This window comes from Mycobacterium conspicuum (assembly GCF_010730195.1).
GTDB lineage: Bacteria > Actinomycetota > Actinomycetes > Mycobacteriales > Mycobacteriaceae > Mycobacterium > Mycobacterium conspicuum.
This window is the reverse complement of record NZ_AP022613.1, coordinates 3,014,330-3,030,103: the sequence shown is the minus strand read 5'-3', so window position 1 is coordinate 3,030,103 and position 15,774 is coordinate 3,014,330. Positions and strand designations below refer to the sequence as shown.

The following is a 15,774-nucleotide window of genomic DNA, read 5'->3' as shown; positions in this document are numbered from 1 at the left end:
TCAGGGGTGGATCACGGTGACGGCGGACCCGAATTCGGTTGGGGCGGGCCCGTTTGCGGCGGCGGTGGGCCGGGTAGGGCGGGAGGCACCCCCGGCCACAACGGCACCCCGCCGGCCCCGTACAGTGCCGCGCCGTAGGGCGGACCCCCAGGGTCGGGTCCGATTGCCGGCCCGGGGATACAGGCCCGAACCGAAGGCGGTTTGGGCGTGGCGCGGGTCACCGGGAAGTAATCCACCCAGCATGGATGCCCAATGCCAGGATTGGGCCGGATGTCGAGCCCGGTTCCCCAACCGGTGTTGGTGACGAGTTCGCGTACCGGAAAGTTCTTTGTGGCATCCGGAAGAGATCCGCAGCCCGGCTTTCCACCGGGACCGCCCTTCGCCGCGACGATCGGCAGGTTGTCCGGATAGACATAGGGATCGTTGCCCAACAAGAGCGCGACATCAAGCTGCAGCGTCCGGTGATCGGCACCGCCCCACGCGGCATAGCCGCCGTTGTCGAGATACCACTTGGTGCCCTGCAGCAGGCAGGTGTACTCCGGCTGGTACTTGCGTAGCAGGTTGGTGGTCGGTTCGAGGACGTTGACCGATGCGACGAGATTGTCCCTGCTGTACCCGAGCAGGTTCGACCCGCTGTTTGCCAAGCCAATTACGTTGAGCAGCAACGTATCCAGCTTCGCCGAATGATTCACGACGGTCGCACCGGTGGTGCTGGCGGCGTTGAGGATCTTGAGGATGTCCTGGGCGGCCGCGCTATAGGTGTCGTTGAAGCGCTTCAGCGATCGCCAATCCTGGTGGATGGTTTCGCTGCGCGCGTTGAGTGCGGTCAGCACCTGGTTGAGGTCGGTGGTGGCCTCGCCCATCCGTTGACCCTGTCCGCGCACGGCGTCGGCCACCGCGGTCAGCACCGCGTTCAGTTTGAGCGGATCGACCATGTTGAGAATGTCCACGACATTTTCGAAGACCGTGTTGATCTCGGTGCTGACGTTCTTCGAATGCAACGCCGCCCCGGCGGACAGCCGAGCGCGACTGGGGTTCGGCGGTATCACCAGGTCGACGAACTTCGCTCCGAAGGCAGTGGTGGCACTGATCCGCGCTTCCACGTTGGCCGGGATATACCGAATCTGATCGGGGTCGATGTCGAGCTCGAGGCTGGCCCCACTGGTGTCGTCGGCGATCCGGCTCACCCGGCCAACCTGCACACCGCGCATCATGACCTTGGCGCCGGTGTCCATCACCAGTCCGGAACGATCGGAGGTCAGCGTCACTGGCACGTACGACCGGAAGGTGCCGCTGAAGGACGCCGACGTCACGAGGACGACCACACCGATCAGCACGAACAGCAGCAGCGCCCACCACCCGTCGTGCAGACGGTGTGTACCAGGACCGCGACTCATTGCCACTAGCTCGCCAGGTGAAAGTTTGGGGATTGACCATAGATGGCGAGCGTCATGATGACGATCGCGATCGACGCGACGACCATCGAGGCACGCACGGCCCGGCCAACGGCCTCGCCGACTCCGGCCGGTCCGCCCCGCGCGGTGTACCCGTAATAGGTGCACAAGAGCATGATCATGAGCGCAACCACGATGACTTCAAACGAAGACCACAACACGTCGCTCGGACGGAGGAACGTGTTGAAGTAGTGGTCGTAGACTCCCGTCCCCTGCCCGTAGACGGCCGTGGTGCCGACGCGGGCGGCCAGATAGGCCGTCATGAGCCCGACGCAGAACAGCGGGACGGCAACGACCACTCCCGCGAGCACGCGGGTGCTCGCCAGGTAGCTGACGCTGCGGATGCCGATCACCTCCAGCGCGTCGATCTCCTCGTTGATGCGCATCGCGCCGAGCTGAGCGGTGGCCCCGGCGCCGACGGTGGCCGCCAGCGCGACCATGACAGTTCCCGGCTGAATTTCCCTGGTGTTGAAAAAGGCTGACGCAAAACCGGTTAACGCCTCCACGCCAACCGAAGCGAACTGGTTGTAGCCCTGCACCGCCACGATCGCGCCGGTGGTCATCGCCAAGAACCCGACGATGACGACCGTTCCGCCGATCACCGCAAGGGTCCCGACCCCCAACCCCATTTGGGCGATGACCCGCATCAGCTCGCTGCGATAGTGCATGACCGCGTCGGGGATCCCGGCCAGGGTGGTGATGTAGAACCGCATCTGCGATCCGATCTGATTCCATTCGCCCACAATGGGATTCGTCACCGCCATGGCCTCACCTCAAGACACCATGAGCGGCATACCGACCGCGGTGACGATGATGTTGATGACGAACAAGACGATGAAGGCAAAGACGACGGTTTCATTCACCGCTCTGCCGACGCCGGCCGGGCCACCCCCCACCGACATGCCCTTGTAGCACGCGATGAGTCCTGCCATCAGCCCGAACAACGTCGCCTTGATCATCGAGATGATGACGTCGATGGTGTGGGTAAGCGTGGTGAGACCTGTCACCCACGCACCCGCCGAGACGTGCATGAGAAATACCGAGCAAAAGAATGCGCCGATAAGACCCGTCGCGGTCACCACCGAACTCAACGCCAGCGAGACCGTGGTGGCCGCGAGCACCCTTGGCACCGCCAGCGCTTGAAGCGGGTTGATGCCCATCACCCGAAGCGCATCGAGTTCCTCGCGGATGGTGCGCGCACCGAGATCGGCGCACATGGCGGTGGCGCCCGCGCCCGCGACCACCAAAACCGTGACTATCGGGGCGCTCTGGTCCACGGTGAAGATTGCGCAACCGGTGCCGGAAAAATCCGCGGCGCCGATGTCGGTCAGCAACACGTTGAAGAGGAATCCGGAAATCACCGCCCACGGGATCGTCATCAACACCCCTGGCAGTGTCGACACCCGCGCCACGAACCAGCACTGAAAGAGGTATTCACGCCACGCGAAAGGTGGCCTGAACATCGCCACGAACGTGTCCAGCGTCATCGCGAAGAAGTCGCCCATCGCGCGCACCGGCCGCAAGGCCGGATTGGCCGCTCCGTCGATCGCGATCAGCATGGCGCCGCTTTCCAGCGACGGTCGACGCCGTGTCGTCGGGTGGACTTGCTCACGCTGGCCCCCCGGGCGGGTTGAAGTGGACGACTGACATCCGTGAGGGTACGCGGCGCAAGCCCATCATGTCCATAGACGATACGCAGATGACCAAAGAGAAAGTCGGTAAAATCCGTAGAAATAAGCCATATATATGTGGTGATGTCTTTTGTTGATATCGTGCGATCGACTGGTCGGCGCCCTGTCGGGTTGGCCCGGCGGAGTCGCATCGGATCACTCCGATACCAAGCGCAACGCCCCCGATGGACACAGCTTGACCGCGTTGCGCACCCTGCGCTCCAGGTCGGTGTCGGGGTCGGTCGGCACCTCATCGGAAGCCAGCAGCACGATGCCGTCGTCGTCCTGGTCGAAGAACGCATCTGCGGTCATCACACACATTCCGGCGGCCATGCAGATCGTTCGGTGCGCTGCGACTTTCATGAGAAGGCCTGCAGGGTGAGAGCCGAATTCATGAAGTCGCGGAAGTGTAACCAGCGGCCCTCGCGCAGCGTGATGATATGCGCGAACTCCGATTCCCATTCGTGGCCGGTGGCGAGTCGGCGGAACCGCTGCCGGCCCCAGGTGGCGAGGTCGTCACCTTGGGCGATGAACTTCCACGGTTCCATCTCGAGGATCTCGATCGTCTGGCCGACCCTGCCGAAGAACGTCATCGCTTCCTCGATGCCCCGGTAATCCCCTGCGTAAGGGATGGTTTCGGTCCCGTAATAGGTGATTCGCACCTCTGGATCGAGGTGGGCGACGGCGGTGTCAAGGTCGCCGGCCGGGACGGCGGCGTAGATGGTCTTGGTCGCCTCGATGTTGCGCGACACGTTGCCAAGGGCGGTCATGAGAGACGAAGCGGCAGACGGACATACGCATGTGTGAGCAGGCTGGCGGTCTGCTTGGTGCCGGGGTCGTCGGTCAGTGCGATCGTTTGGTAGCGATCGAGCACGGCGTTGAGCACCGCCATGACCTCCAAGCGGGCCAGCGACGCACCGAGGCAGAAGTGCAGGCCGTGACCCAGCGACAGCTGCTGGCGAATGTTGGGGCGGTCGATATCGATTCGCCCGGGGTCGGGGAACACCGCAGGGTCGCGATTGGCCGAGCCGAAGAACAGCGCCACCCACTCGCCTTTACGGATGAGCTTGCCGTCGATCTCGACGTCACGGGTGGCGATGCGAAACAGGCGCTGCGGAGGCCCGTCGAGCCGAAGCGTCTCTTCGACGAAGATGTTCAGCAGCGTCCGGTCGGCGCGAATGCGCGCCTGGACCTTGGGCTCTCGCGCCAGTGCGTGCAGCAGGTTGCCGATCAGGAAGGTCGTAGTCTCGCTACCCGCGACCACCAGCGTGACGCAGAACCGAACGATCTCTTCGGGAGTGAGCCGTTGTCCGTCAACCTCGGCGCGCAATAACGCCGAAATGAGGTCCTCGGCATCCTCGACGTCCTCACCCGCCGGGCGCTCGGCCAGCCGGGCGGTGTGCTCGGCGAGCCGAGTAGCGAACGTCGCGACCATTTCTTCGTTGCTTGCGATTCGTTCTTCGGGGGTCAGCGACGACGACAACATGAACGCGTTGGCCCACCGCCGGAAACGCACATGGTCGCCGTCGGGCAATCCCAGCAGCCGAACCATGGCCCGGGTCGGGATCTCGGCTGCGAACTCCATCACGTCGACTTCTCCGGTGCCGAGGTCGTCGAGCAGATGCGGGATCAGTTCGTTCAGCCAGCCCTCCAGCCGCTTAACGCGGCGCGGGGAAAACGCTTGGCTGACCAGCTTTCGTTCCACCTCGTGCTTGGGCGGATCGGTGTTGACCAGCATCAGGCTCGGCGCCGACGAGGCCTCTTGCAGCGGATCACGTGACGAGAATGTGGTGCTGTCCTTGGCGGCCTCGAACACCTGGTCATAGCGGAAGAGCGCCCATGCGGCGACCGGCTCGTCGGCGCCGGGCACGGTACCGGGCGGCCAATCCCGGTACCCCGCAACGGGTGAGAGGCTCCTGAGCTCGTCATACAACGGATACGGATTGGCGATGCCCTGCGGTGTGGTCAGAAGTTCGACGGCCGCCACGGTTCCTGCCTCGCTTGTCTTGAGGGTCTCTGCTGACATGCTGATCAGCCTCTGCCGCCAACGCCGGCAAATCGATCCCCCGTTGGGGAGCACTCTTACCCCCGTAGGAGAGGAATTTCGGTTTTCGGCCCCCGCGGCCCGGTTCCGGGAGGAAAGTGAGCATCATGATTCCCGTCAGCGAAGTGCCCGATCCGGTTTCACTTGGCACCCTGGCCGACGGTGACCACCCCGGTTGGGCGTCTCGTCCGGTCAGGGAAAGCGATGCTGCACGCCGCTACCGAGACGCGTTTCAGGACTGCGGAATCGATCCCACCGATGATCCGTTGGCGGTCGTGGCCGAGTCCATCGACACCAAGGCGAATGTGGTACGCACTGCGCTGGAGGCGCGCGGTGATGAGGACGCCGCAAACGCGCTCGACGCGATGCTGGATTTGTGCTCTCTGGAACGGGAGCTGATCGAAGACGGCGCAAAGCGGCGCACCTTCGCACTGTTGGCTGTGCAGGAAGCCTTGAGCAAGCTACGGGTCGTGGACGATGTCGCGACGATCGTTGACCGGGCGCCGCGCGAGCTGGTCGAGTCGTGTGGATTCGATCGCGCCGTGCTCTTTCGTGTCCACGAGGGCCGGATGGTCATGGAGTCAGCCTATTTCGGTGCCGACACGCAGGGCGCGGAGAAGATGGTTGCCTTCGCCCAATCGGTAGCGCCGCTGCTCGATCACATGTTGATCGAAACGCAGATGATCCGCCGACACGCGCCCGCGATTGTGCGCGACGCTCTCAACGACCCGCGGGTCAACCGGCCAATTGTCGATTTCTCATTGACGCACTCCTACGTGGCGGCGCCGGTGATGCCGACCGGCAAGGTCATTGGATTCCTGCATGCCGACCGGCTCTACTCGGGCCGCATCGTCGACGAGATCGACCGAGACACCGTCTGGGCGTTCGCCGAGGGATTCGGATACGCCTACGAGCGCACGGTTCTGTTGGAGCGCATGCGTCGTCAACACGCCGAAGTCCGTCGCGCGCTGGCGTCCGCAGACGAGGCGGTTCGCGCGCTGCAGGACGCCGATCTGGATCTGCGCAAGATCGAGCCGGTCGAACGCGGTCCCGCCGCAAGGTCATTGGCCGAGGTGCAGACACGGGTGATTACGATGCTGACCCGCCGCGAGGTCGAGGTCCTTCGGCTGATGGCGGCTGGCCGTACCAACCAACAGATCGCCGATGAGTTGGTGATCTCGGCGGGGACGGTGAAGTCTCACGTCAAGAGGGTGCTTCGGAAGCTGCATGCGACCAATCGCGCCGAAGCGGCCTCCGCCTACGTGCGGCTCGCCAGTGTGCCCGAACCCGGTTGACGCTCAGGACCGGGGAATGCCGATGGCGTCGCTGTTTCCGAGCAGGACGTCGTAGGGTTTGGTCTCGCGTCCGCCGGCGAGGTCCAGATGTATCGTCTTGACCTCGGTGTAAGCATCGAGCGCGTCGGGGCCGAGTTCGCGCCCGATTCCGCTTTGTTTGTAACCGCCGAAGGGCAGCCGGCAATTGATTTGGTGCGCATCGTTGATCCACACGCTGCCGGCCTGAATTCGTTCGGCCAGCGCCAGTCCCCTGGCGTTGTCGGACGTCCAGATGCTCGCCGCCAGACCGTAGTCACTGTCGTTGGCGATCGCGATGGCTGCTTCGTCGCCGTCGTAGGGGATGACGACGAGAACAGGGCCGAAGACCTCTTCGCGCGCGACCGTCATGTCGTTGGTCACGCCGCGGAGAATCGTTGGCGCCACCCAGAATCCCTTGTCAAACATGCCGCCCGTGATTGCCTGGCCACCGAGGACGACGGTGGCGCCGGCGTTGCGCGCTTCTTCGATGTAGCCGAGGATGCGGGTGCGCTGCGCGGCGTCGATCACGGGACCCAGGTCGGTGTCCCAGTCGCGGGTTGGGCCAGCGACGATGGTCTTCGCACGCTCGACGAGGCGGTCGACGAACTCGTCGTGTAGCGCTGCGGGAACCAGTGCGCGAGTGCCGGATTCGCAAATCTGACCCGAGTAGGCGAAGCATCCGTAGAGCACTCCGTCGGTTGCCAAGTCGAGGTCGGCGTCGTCGAGGACGATCGAAGGGCCCTTGCCGCCGAGCTCTAGCGTCACCTGCTTGACCGTGCCCGATGCCAGCCGCATGATTTCCCGCCCAACCGCGGTGGAGCCGGTGAACGCAATCTTGCCGACGTCGGGATGCGAAGCCAGCCGGGCTCCGGCATCAGCCCCGTCGCCCGGTACGACGTTGAGGACGCCGGGCGGTAAGCCGCTGTCTTCGGCAATGCGGGCGAATTCGAGTATCGACAGTGGGGTGTGTTCGTCGGGTTTGACGACGACGCTGTTGCCCGCGGCCAGCGCCGGGCCAATCTTCCAAATGGTCAGCAACAGGGGGAAATTCCACGGCGTGATCGCGCCGACGACACCGATCGGCTCGCGGTGTACGACGCTTTGACTGAGCACCGGGAAGGTCTCGACCGAGGCCGGCCGATGCCACGCATAACTTTCGGCAAGGTCGGCGAAATAGCTGAAATGAGCCAGGGCATAGCCGATATGGAACCCGGTGGCCAACCGGATGGTGGCGCCGTTGCACGCCATTTCCAATTCGATCAGCGCATCGCTGGCGTGATGAGCCGCGGCCGCGATCCGGCGCATCACTGCAGCGCGATCCCGCGGTGTTGCCCGTGACCACCCGCCTCGCTCGAAGGCGGCCTTGGCGGCCGCAACCGCCGCATCGACGTGGGCGGCATCTCCTTGAGCGACGGTGGCGACCACTGTCTCGTCGCTCGGGTCGATGATGGTCATCCGCCGCTTGGAATCGATGCGCTCGCCGCCGATCAGCATCCGATGATGCGGGACAGCCAGCGCGGTCATCGGGGCCCCCCTTCGCGGGCGACCCCTCGGTCCTTTTCGGCGATCTGGGCCCGGTACATCGGGAACAAGGGCTTGGTCAGCGGAATGAGTCGCAAGATCTTGCCGATTGGACCCTTGGCTTTGACCTGACCCTTGGCTAGGCCGATGGTGAGGTTGTAGTCGCCGCGCCAGAATTGGTCGGCAACGTCGGCAGGCATTGTCATGGTGACGTCCGGTTTGAGATCAGTTGGGCCGCAGGCGACTTGAAAGTCTTCGCGCAATGCCACGGTGAGTTCAAAGTCGGGATCGGTGTAGATCACTCGCATGACGATGTTGGCGGCCCGGAATTTGGGTCCCGACCGGGGGTGGTTTCCGGCCTCGCGGAAGACGCCGCCGATGTACTTGTCGATCTCGCTGCCGTCTTTGAAGAAGCTCATGATGGGCAATGCAATCACCGCGGCGACCCCGTGGTCAGACCCCGAAAGGGAAGTCTTGATGCCCCGAAGGAGAGATTCGTCGTTCCGGAACAGTCGCGAGGATGCCAATATGTCAATCACTGATACCATTGTTCGATACCGGCGTAATCGATAAATAGCGACGTGATAGTGCATTGATGTACCAGTGATGTATTTTGATAGTTCGACGATGCGTGAGGAGCCAGCCGGATGACCGATACCAAGGAAGCCAGCGAGCAGCTCGTCCGCGACTTTCTCGGGTCCTGGCAAGCGCGCAGCCTCGACACGATCTGCAGCGGCTTTGCCGACGACGCGATCTACCACAACGTGCCGGTCGAGCCGATCGAGGGCATCGCAGGAATCCGCGCGATGTTTCAGGGATTTCTCGACGTATTCGCCGATGCCAGACTCGACATCGTCACCCTGGCCGCTGAGCCCGGCCGTGTGCTCGTGGAGCGCGTCGACTACTTCACCATGAACGACGGCCGCAAAGTGGTGCTGCCGGTGACCGGCGTGTTCGAGATCAAAAACGGCAAGATTGCGCGCTTCAGCGACTACTTTGACCTTGCGGACTTCGAGGGCCAGAGCGGGATGAAACTGTAGGCGATGCTTTGGCAGAATTTGTGATTCCGGCTTGCACGAAGGGGGTTCGCGTCGATGGAGACAGTCGTCCAACCCGTTAGGCGCCGGCCAAAGGACCGAAAGCAGCAGATTCTGGAGCAGGCTGTCGGACTGTTCATCGACCGCGGCTTCCACTCGGTCAAGTTGGAGGACATCGCCGAGGCGGCCGGGGTCACCGCGCGCGCGTTGTATCGCCACTACGACAACAAACAGGCGTTGCTCGCCGAGGCGATTCGAACGGGCCAGGATCAGTACCAGAGCGCCCGTCGTCTCACCGATGGCCAGGCGGAGCCGACACCTCGCCCGCTGAACGCCGAGCTACCGGACCTGATCGCGGCGGCCGTCGCATCTCGGGCCCTCACGGTGTTGTGGCAGCGCGAGGCCCGTTACCTCAACGACGACGACCGTGCAGAGGTCCGGCGCCGCATCAACGCGATCGTCGCCGGCATGCGCGACAACGTCAACCTGGAGGTGTCTGGTCTGAGCCCGCAGCACTCGGAGTTGCGAGCGTGGGCGGTGTCCAGCACGCTCACCAGCCTTGGACGGCACAATCTGACGCTTCCGGCCGACGAGCTGAAGGACCGTCTGTACCAAGCCTGTATGGCCGCGGCGAGGACGCCTCCCGCCAGCGAGTTGAAGCCCCTTCCGGCAGCCGCTGCTTCGCGCGCCGAGGAAGGCGTGCTGTTCTCTCGCTACGAAACCCTACTGGCCGCGGGCGCGAGACTGTTTCGGGCGCAGGGCTATCCGGCCGTCAGCACCAGCGAAATTGGGAAGGGCGCCGGGATCGCCGGTCCGGGGTTGTACCGTTCGTTCCCCTCCAAACAAGCCATCCTCGATGCGCTGATCCGCCGTCTCGATGAGTGGCGGAGCCTCGAGTGTATCCGCGCATTGCGTGCCAATCATCCTGCGGCGCAGCGTCTTCGCGGACTTGTCGAAGGTCACGTCAGGATCAGCCTGGAGGCCCCCGACCTCGTTGCCGTGTGCGTGACCGAACTGTCGTACGCCTCAAGCGAGGTGCGCGAGGGTTACGTGAGAAATCAATCCGACCGTGAGACCCTGTGGATTGGGCTCATCGAGAAGCTGGTGCCGTCCAGCAGTGCCGCCCAGGCGCGCCTGCTCGTCGCCGCGGCGATCAGCTTCATCGAAGACGTCGCTCGGACATGGCATCTGACGCGCTACGCCGGAGTCGAGGACGAGATCACCGACATCGCGATGTCCATCCTGACGAGCTGATCCGGTCGGTCGTCACCACAGCGCGGCGATAGTTCCGCCGTCGGCGATCTGAGTGGTTCCGGTGATCATCGACGAATCGTCGGACAGCAGGAACGCGACGATGCTGGCCATTTCCTCCGGTGCTGCCATGCGGCCCTGCAAGCGAGCGATCATCGCCTGCGCGCCGCCGTCACCGAGCGCTTCGTCGAACATCTCGATTGCGGTCTGCTGCATCGGGGTGTCGACAAAAGCGGGTAATAGGGCGTTGGACCGAATTCCGGACGAGCGCAGCTCCGCGGCGGTGATGCGGCTCAGGTGGCTGATCCCGGCCTTGGACATGCCATATGCCCCGGTGCCGCTGACGCCGATATGGCCCGCCAACGATGACATGTTGACGATGGCGCCTCCCCCCCGCTCGATCATCTTCGGCGCGGCATGTTTGGTGCACAGCCATGCGCCGCGCATATTGATCGCGATGGTTCGGTCGAACTCCTCGACGGTGGTGTCGATGACCGAAGCCAGGTGCACGACACCGGCATTCGCGACCAGCTTGTCTACGCCCCCGAACGCGGCGACGCAGGCCTCGACCATGCCAATGACCTGTTGCTCGTCGCTGACATCAACCCGGTGGCCGACTGCGCCCGAACCGATTTTCACGGCGGCCGCATCGGCCGCGGCACCGTCGATGTCGGCGCAGAGCACACTGCAACCCTCGGCGACGAGGCGCTCGGCCACCGCGAAGCCGATGCCGGCGCCCGCTCCGGTCACGATCGCGGCTTTGCCCGCCAGGTCCGGATGCGTCATGTTGTCACCCCGCCACCGCCCAGGTTTGGGCTCCGATGCCGTGCTCGCGAATCGCTCCGAATAGGACAAGGCCAAATCCTGGCATGTCCTCGGAAAGTTTGAGGGCATAAACCCCGAGATCACGCAGGATCCATGTCACGGTCTGCGACACAAGATCGGCGGTTGCGCTGCGTGCGTAGAGGCCGCAGGCGCGCGGTGGTCCCGGCGGACGCAGGTACACGACCACGCCGCTCCCCTGGGCCGACATCCTCGAAAGTGCGGTGTTGAGTTCCGCGCCGCAGCGGCACGCTTTCGAGCCGAACACGTCGCCCGTCAGGCACTCGACGTGGACATGCAACGGAACGGCTATACCGGCATCCGCCGGGCCGATGATCACCGCCAGATGTTCGCCGCCGTCGTGCACGTCACGAAAGCCGATGACGCGGGAGTCGCCGGCCCAGGTGGGCAGGATCGACTCCGCCAGCCGGAGCACCTGCGGTTCGGTGCGCTGTCGGTATGCCACCAGCTCGGCGATCGAGACGACGGCCAACCCGTGTTCGACTGCGAATTCGACCAACTCGGCGCCAAGGGCCATCTTGGTGGGGTTTCGGTGGGAGACGATTTCGCAGAGCGCGGCGGCTCGCCGCCGTCCGGCGAGAGCAGCCAGATCGACGGCCGCCTCGGCGGCTGCGCGCCGCCCGAGTACCCCGTCCGCGTCGGCCTGCACCGGGAGCACGTGACCCGGCCGCGAGAAATCCGATGCGTTCGACCTGGCCGACCCGAGCGCTGCGATCGTCCGGGCGCGGTCTCGCGCCGAAATCCCAGTGCCCGCACCGCGATAATCCACCGATACGCAGTGCGACGTGTCCTCGCGGCACATGGGCGGAAGGTTCAACCGGGTGCACTCGGCACCCGGCAACGCGACGCGGACGTAGCCCGAGGTGTGCCGGATCGCAAAGGTGAGCAGGGGCGGTGTGGCCGCCTCGGCCGCGAAGACGAGATGGCCGTCGCTCTCGGTATCGCCGGTGAGGACTACGGCCTGACCGGTAGCCATCGCGGTAATCGCGCGCTGCACACGCACATCCGTGGTTTTCACGCGTGCTCAGCGGGGCCGGGTCACCGAGGCCAGCCCGCCTAGGAAATCGAGCAGCAGCCGGTTGGTCTCGTCGGGCGCTTCTCGCTGGATCCAGTGTCCGACGTCGGCGATCATGTGGGTACCTCGGTAGTCGGACATGACCTCGTGCGTGCGTTCGACGGCCTCGGCGCCCCACGTGGTGCCGACGTCGTACTCGCCGCCGATGAACATCGCCGGCGGGACGAGTGGTTTGCCTTCCTGGTCGGCCAGGTCATGCCAATCGTTGTCGATGTTGTGGTAGAAGCTCAGGGGGCCGCCGAAGCCGGAACGCTCGAATTCGCCGGTGTAGAAGTCCGCGTCGGCGTCGGTGAACCAGGCCGGCATCGTTTCGGGATAGAGGAAGGCGTCCTTGAGCCGTGCTCCTTCGGCCATGCAGAGCGGGCCCGCGCGGATCACGTCGACCGGGTCCATGGCTGCCAAATCGACGCCCGCGTCGACGGCCGCCTTCGTTGCCGCGATCATCCCCTCCCCGGAGACCGTGTATGTCAAGCCGACCAGCCACCCGCGCACGTCTTCTTCGATCTCGGCGATGATGCCGTCCTGGGCGGAGAAGTAGTCCTGATACCAGACCCGGCCCTCTCCGGCGAGTTCCAGGTGGTAGTCGCTGGGCCGGTGCTCACCGAAAGGACTGCCCGGCAAGCCGATTACGCCGCGGCCGGCGAACGGAACGCTGATCCCCACCACCCCGGCGCAGCGGTCCGGATGCAGCCAGGCGAACGTCCAGGCGACCGGCGCGCCCCAGTCATGACCGATGATGAACGCCTTGTCCACACCGTAGGCGTCGAGCACTCCGAGCACGTCGCCGACCAATTCTTTGATGCGGTAGGCCGTTTGGACGCGGTACTTGGATGAGCGCCCATACCCGCGTTGGTCGATGGCCACCACGTGGTATCCCGCAGCGGCCAGCGCGGGAATCTGATGACGCCAGGAGTACCAGGATTCCGGAAACCCATGCAGCAAGACGACCAATGGTCCTTCGCCGTCCTCGACGGCATGGATCCGCGTACCCCGGCAGTCGAGGAACCGATGAACTTGCGACATGTTCGCCTTCCCTGTCAAGCGCCCACCAGCTGATCGACGGGCTCTTCTGGTACCGAACGGTTTTCGTAGTTGCGAGCGATCAATGTCTTCTCACCCGACAATCTGGTGCGGGCCCACTTGCCGAGGACGCGGGCAGCGATCCCGGGTTTCATCAGCGCCAGCGGTGGTTTGACCAGGTGGACGACGGCCAGGAATTCGCGGTAGGCGTCGAGATCGTCGTGCACCAGCTCCAGCAGGCGGTCCATGTACCAGGTCAGCACGCCGAAATAGAACGGCCGCTTCTTTTCCACATCCTTCATCCAGTCGAAACGCAGGTTCTGCTCGCGGATCACGAACCAGGCCGTGTCGGCCATCTTGGCGACAGACCGGTAGTACCGGCGCGGCAGGTCGCGGTGTCCCGCACCGTATTTACCCAGCAGCACCTGCATCTCACGAACTTCCTTGAGCGCCAGGCTCATACCCAACCCCGAAACCGGATCGGCGCTGGTGTACGCATCGCCCACGGCCAGCAGCGCGCGGGGCAGATTCCGCTTCTTTTCGTAGCGCAGGCGCAGCATGTTCGGATACCGGAAGTTGTAGATCGGCGAGGCCGATTCCAGACCGTCGATGTTCTCTCCGACGACCGACGACGGCATGAGATCGGCAAAGTCACGGAATTCCTGCGCGGTGCGCGGCGGCGAATAGCAGTTGTACGCCACCAGTGAGGTCGACAGGATGGTGCGCGAGCTGTCGGTGTAGTACTGGGCGGCGTAGGTGTCCTCGAAGGGCCGGTAGGCATAGCAGATCACCATCACCTTGTCCTGCCACCGCCGCTCCGGCGGAACCCGGTGCTGCATTGTGGAATAGAAGCAGTTGATGATGTCCTGCTCGACTTCGGGAGCCCCAATGCCGATGCGCTCCAAAAACTGCGGCACGTGGGTGTTCTTGCCAGACGCGTCGACGACGAACTCGGCGGGAATCACCTCCGGCTCGCCGTCCCCAGCGACGGCGACGCCAATGACGGTGTTGGTGTCGCGGTCGTACACCAAGTCGGTGACCTCCGACTCGTACCGGAAGTCGATCCGCGGCTCGTCGTCCAGTCGGCGGCGCACGCACCATTCCAGCAGCGGGCGTCCGGCACAGACGATCTCGATGTCACTTGTTCCCGGCTTCTTCCAGCTGCCACCCAAGCGAATTCGGTACTGGGCGGCCATGTCCACCTTGAACGCGCCTTCGGCCACCATGTCGTCGACAATGCCGGGGAAGAACCGCTCCAGCTCGATCTGTCCCGCCGTGAGCAGGTGATGGAGGTGCCAGCCCTGGGCGGCGCCCGGCCTGCCCTCGCGGCGACGGTGTGTGTCGTCCTTTTCCAGAACGATGACTTGTTCGAAGGTCTCGGTGCACACCTTGGCCGCGGCGATGCCGGCGATGCTGCCCCCGATGACCACCGCTGTGCCGCGGCCCTGACGGCGCACCTCAGCGATGTCGAGACGCGCGTGGTCGAGACGGGCCGGATTGCGCCGGAGCGCCGCTCCGCTGGGTACAAACTTTTCGTAGTAGAGGCCGATACCGTGAAAGCCGTTGGTTTCCAACCAGGTTCGGGTGGCCTCCACCATCGAGGCCGGTCCGCACAGATAGACGTCGGCGTCACCGCCCGCCAGCATTCGCTGCTCCAACAGGTCGGTGACGAGCCCGGTCCGTCCACCCCATGTCGCGTCCGGGCGGGCGACTATGACCTGTACCTCCAGCCCGGGGATGCGCCTGCTCAGCTCGTCGAGCTCGGCGAGCTTGCACAGGTCTTCGGCCGAGGTCACCCCGTAGAGCAGATAAACCGGCTGCGCGATATCACGTTTCAGGCTCTGGGCCATCGCCAGGATCGCCGACAATCCGGTACCGCCCGCGACGAGGATCACCGGGCGCACGATCGGGCGCAGATAGAAGTTGCCCTTGCTGCACCGCACGGCGATACGGTCACCGGGTTTCGCACGGTCACGCAGGTAGTCGGACATGACGCCGCTCGGCAGCAGCCGAATGATGAACTCCAATTCGCCGTGGCCGTCGGCGGGATGGGCGTAGGAGTAGTTGCGCCACGCGCTGGTGCCTGGGACCTGCAACTGAGCGAACTGGCCGGCCTTGTAATCCAGGGAGGCCGCGATACCCGAGACATCCAGCCGCAGGATCGCGGTGCTTGGTGATATTAAGTCGACGCGAGTCACCACGGCGTCGCCGGTGACCAGCAGCGCGGCGTTGTCGTCGACCGGATATTGCAATTCGATCCGGCAGTCAGACGCGGCGAATGTCTGGCAGGTCAGGATCTTTCGCGCCTCGCGCTCCACATCGGACAGCCCCTCAGTGCGTCCCATCTCGTACTGGCCAACGGTGCACGTGGCCACGCATGTGCCACAGATCCCGCTTTGGCACTCGTTGACGATGGCGATACCGTGCTCCTCGGCGGCCTCCAGGATCGACTGGTCAGGCCGCACCGGCATCGCCTTGTGCGTGCCGTCGGAATATCCAACGGTGACCTGGTGGACTGCCATCTCGGTGCCCCTTCGCACAAGTCG

General features: G+C 64.4%; 15 protein-coding genes. 3 read left to right on the top strand and 12 right to left on the bottom strand.

Translation table 11 applies throughout. From position 1 onward, the window contains the following. Positions 1-11: 11 nt before the first annotated feature. From G6N66_RS14145 to G6N66_RS14120, 6 genes are all read right to left on the bottom strand, one after another. Positions 12-1,397 carry an MCE family protein gene (locus G6N66_RS14145; RefSeq protein WP_085236622.1) on the bottom strand — a complete coding sequence of 462 codons (1,386 nt, stop codon included), beginning with the start codon at positions 1,395-1,397 and terminating at the stop codon, positions 12-14. A 5-nt stretch (positions 1,398-1,402) separates the two neighbouring features. Beyond that, entirely contained in the window at positions 1,403-2,218 is an 816-nt protein-coding gene (locus G6N66_RS14140) for an ABC transporter permease (protein ID WP_085236624.1), read from the bottom strand. Positions 2,219-2,227: 9 nt separating this feature from the next. Further along, positions 2,228-3,013: an MlaE family ABC transporter permease gene (locus G6N66_RS14135; RefSeq protein WP_085236625.1), complete on the bottom strand. Its 786-nt coding sequence runs from the start codon at positions 3,011-3,013 to the stop codon at positions 2,228-2,230. A gap of 267 nt (positions 3,014-3,280) precedes the next feature. Then, on the bottom strand, positions 3,281-3,487 hold the full coding sequence (locus G6N66_RS14130; protein ID WP_085236627.1) for a ferredoxin: 207 nt from the start codon (positions 3,485-3,487) through the stop codon (positions 3,281-3,283). Then, positions 3,484-3,894 (bottom strand): nuclear transport factor 2 family protein, encoded by a 411-nt coding sequence (locus G6N66_RS14125; protein WP_085236628.1) that lies wholly within the window; start codon positions 3,892-3,894, stop codon positions 3,484-3,486. Before G6N66_RS14125 ends, G6N66_RS14130 begins: the two co-directional genes overlap by 4 nt. After that, the gene (locus G6N66_RS14120; protein ID WP_085236630.1) at positions 3,891-5,150 is read right to left on the bottom strand and encodes a cytochrome P450; all 1,260 of its coding nucleotides are present in this window, start codon (positions 5,148-5,150) and stop codon (positions 3,891-3,893) included. Before G6N66_RS14120 ends, G6N66_RS14125 begins: the two co-directional genes overlap by 4 nt. Positions 5,151-5,275: 125 nt before the next feature. On the opposite strand from G6N66_RS14120, the gene G6N66_RS14115 reads away from it, so the two are divergent. Next, positions 5,276-6,463, top strand: coding sequence for a LuxR C-terminal-related transcriptional regulator (locus G6N66_RS14115; RefSeq protein ID WP_085236665.1), 1,188 nt, complete (start codon positions 5,276-5,278; stop codon positions 6,461-6,463). A gap of 3 nt (positions 6,464-6,466) precedes the next feature. On the opposite strand, the gene G6N66_RS14110 is transcribed toward G6N66_RS14115, so the two are convergent. Continuing rightward, positions 6,467-8,005: an aldehyde dehydrogenase family protein gene (locus tag G6N66_RS14110; RefSeq protein ID WP_085236632.1), complete on the bottom strand. Its 1,539-nt coding sequence runs from the start codon at positions 8,003-8,005 to the stop codon at positions 6,467-6,469. Then, entirely contained in the window at positions 8,002-8,421 is a 420-nt protein-coding gene (locus G6N66_RS14105; RefSeq protein ID WP_085236667.1) for an SCP2 sterol-binding domain-containing protein, read from the bottom strand. Before G6N66_RS14105 ends, G6N66_RS14110 begins: the two co-directional genes overlap by 4 nt. A 228-nt stretch (positions 8,422-8,649) precedes the next feature. Between G6N66_RS14105 and G6N66_RS14100 the strand changes: the two genes are divergently transcribed. Both G6N66_RS14100 and G6N66_RS14095 read left to right on the top strand, forming a co-directional pair. Continuing rightward, a complete protein-coding gene (locus tag G6N66_RS14100; RefSeq protein ID WP_085236633.1) occupies positions 8,650-9,042 on the top strand; it encodes a nuclear transport factor 2 family protein in 393 nt (130 codons plus the stop codon). A gap of 54 nt (positions 9,043-9,096) precedes the next feature. Further along, entirely contained in the window at positions 9,097-10,293 is a 1,197-nt protein-coding gene (locus tag G6N66_RS14095) for a TetR/AcrR family transcriptional regulator (RefSeq protein ID WP_085236635.1), read from the top strand. 12 nt (positions 10,294-10,305) lie between these two features. Here G6N66_RS14095 and G6N66_RS14090 read toward each other — a convergent pair whose 3' ends face one another. From G6N66_RS14090 to G6N66_RS14075, 4 genes are read right to left on the bottom strand one after another with little or no spacing between them, the layout of a single operon-like run. Then, entirely contained in the window at positions 10,306-11,076 is a 771-nt protein-coding gene (locus G6N66_RS14090) for an SDR family oxidoreductase (protein WP_085236637.1), read from the bottom strand. 4 nt (positions 11,077-11,080) lie between these two features. Then, positions 11,081-12,151: a 3,4-dihydroxy-2-butanone-4-phosphate synthase gene (locus G6N66_RS14085; protein WP_085236639.1), complete on the bottom strand. Its 1,071-nt coding sequence runs from the start codon at positions 12,149-12,151 to the stop codon at positions 11,081-11,083. A gap of 6 nt (positions 12,152-12,157) precedes the next feature. Further along, entirely contained in the window at positions 12,158-13,231 is a 1,074-nt protein-coding gene (locus G6N66_RS14080) for an alpha/beta fold hydrolase (protein WP_085236640.1), read from the bottom strand. Positions 13,232-13,245: 14 nt separating this feature from the next. After that, positions 13,246-15,750 carry an FAD-binding oxidoreductase gene (locus G6N66_RS14075; RefSeq protein ID WP_085236642.1) on the bottom strand — a complete coding sequence of 835 codons (2,505 nt, stop codon included), beginning with the start codon at positions 15,748-15,750 and terminating at the stop codon, positions 13,246-13,248. Positions 15,751-15,774 lie beyond the last annotated feature (24 nt).

Coding starts and splice junctions, on each gene's coding strand:
- G6N66_RS14145 (WP_085236622.1), bottom strand. CDS start 1,397: ATGAGTCGCGGTCCTGGTACACACCGTCTGCACGACGGGTGGTGGGCG.
- G6N66_RS14140 (WP_085236624.1), bottom strand. CDS start 2,218: ATGGCGGTGACGAATCCCATTGTGGGCGAATGGAATCAGATCGGATCG.
- G6N66_RS14135 (WP_085236625.1), bottom strand. CDS start 3,013: ATGCTGATCGCGATCGACGGAGCGGCCAATCCGGCCTTGCGGCCGGTG.
- G6N66_RS14130 (WP_085236627.1), bottom strand. CDS start 3,487: ATGAAAGTCGCAGCGCACCGAACGATCTGCATGGCCGCCGGAATGTGT.
- G6N66_RS14125 (WP_085236628.1), bottom strand. CDS start 3,894: ATGACCGCCCTTGGCAACGTGTCGCGCAACATCGAGGCGACCAAGACC.
- G6N66_RS14120 (WP_085236630.1), bottom strand. CDS start 5,150: ATGTCAGCAGAGACCCTCAAGACAAGCGAGGCAGGAACCGTGGCGGCC.
- G6N66_RS14115 (WP_085236665.1), top strand. CDS start 5,276: ATGATTCCCGTCAGCGAAGTGCCCGATCCGGTTTCACTTGGCACCCTG.
- G6N66_RS14110 (WP_085236632.1), bottom strand. CDS start 8,005: ATGACCGCGCTGGCTGTCCCGCATCATCGGATGCTGATCGGCGGCGAG.
- G6N66_RS14105 (WP_085236667.1), bottom strand. CDS start 8,421: ATGAGCTTCTTCAAAGACGGCAGCGAGATCGACAAGTACATCGGCGGC.
- G6N66_RS14100 (WP_085236633.1), top strand. CDS start 8,650: ATGACCGATACCAAGGAAGCCAGCGAGCAGCTCGTCCGCGACTTTCTC.
- G6N66_RS14095 (WP_085236635.1), top strand. CDS start 9,097: ATGGAGACAGTCGTCCAACCCGTTAGGCGCCGGCCAAAGGACCGAAAG.
- G6N66_RS14090 (WP_085236637.1), bottom strand. CDS start 11,076: ATGACGCATCCGGACCTGGCGGGCAAAGCCGCGATCGTGACCGGAGCG.
- G6N66_RS14080 (WP_085236640.1), bottom strand. CDS start 13,231: ATGTCGCAAGTTCATCGGTTCCTCGACTGCCGGGGTACGCGGATCCAT.
- G6N66_RS14075 (WP_085236642.1), bottom strand. CDS start 15,750: ATGGCAGTCCACCAGGTCACCGTTGGATATTCCGACGGCACGCACAAG.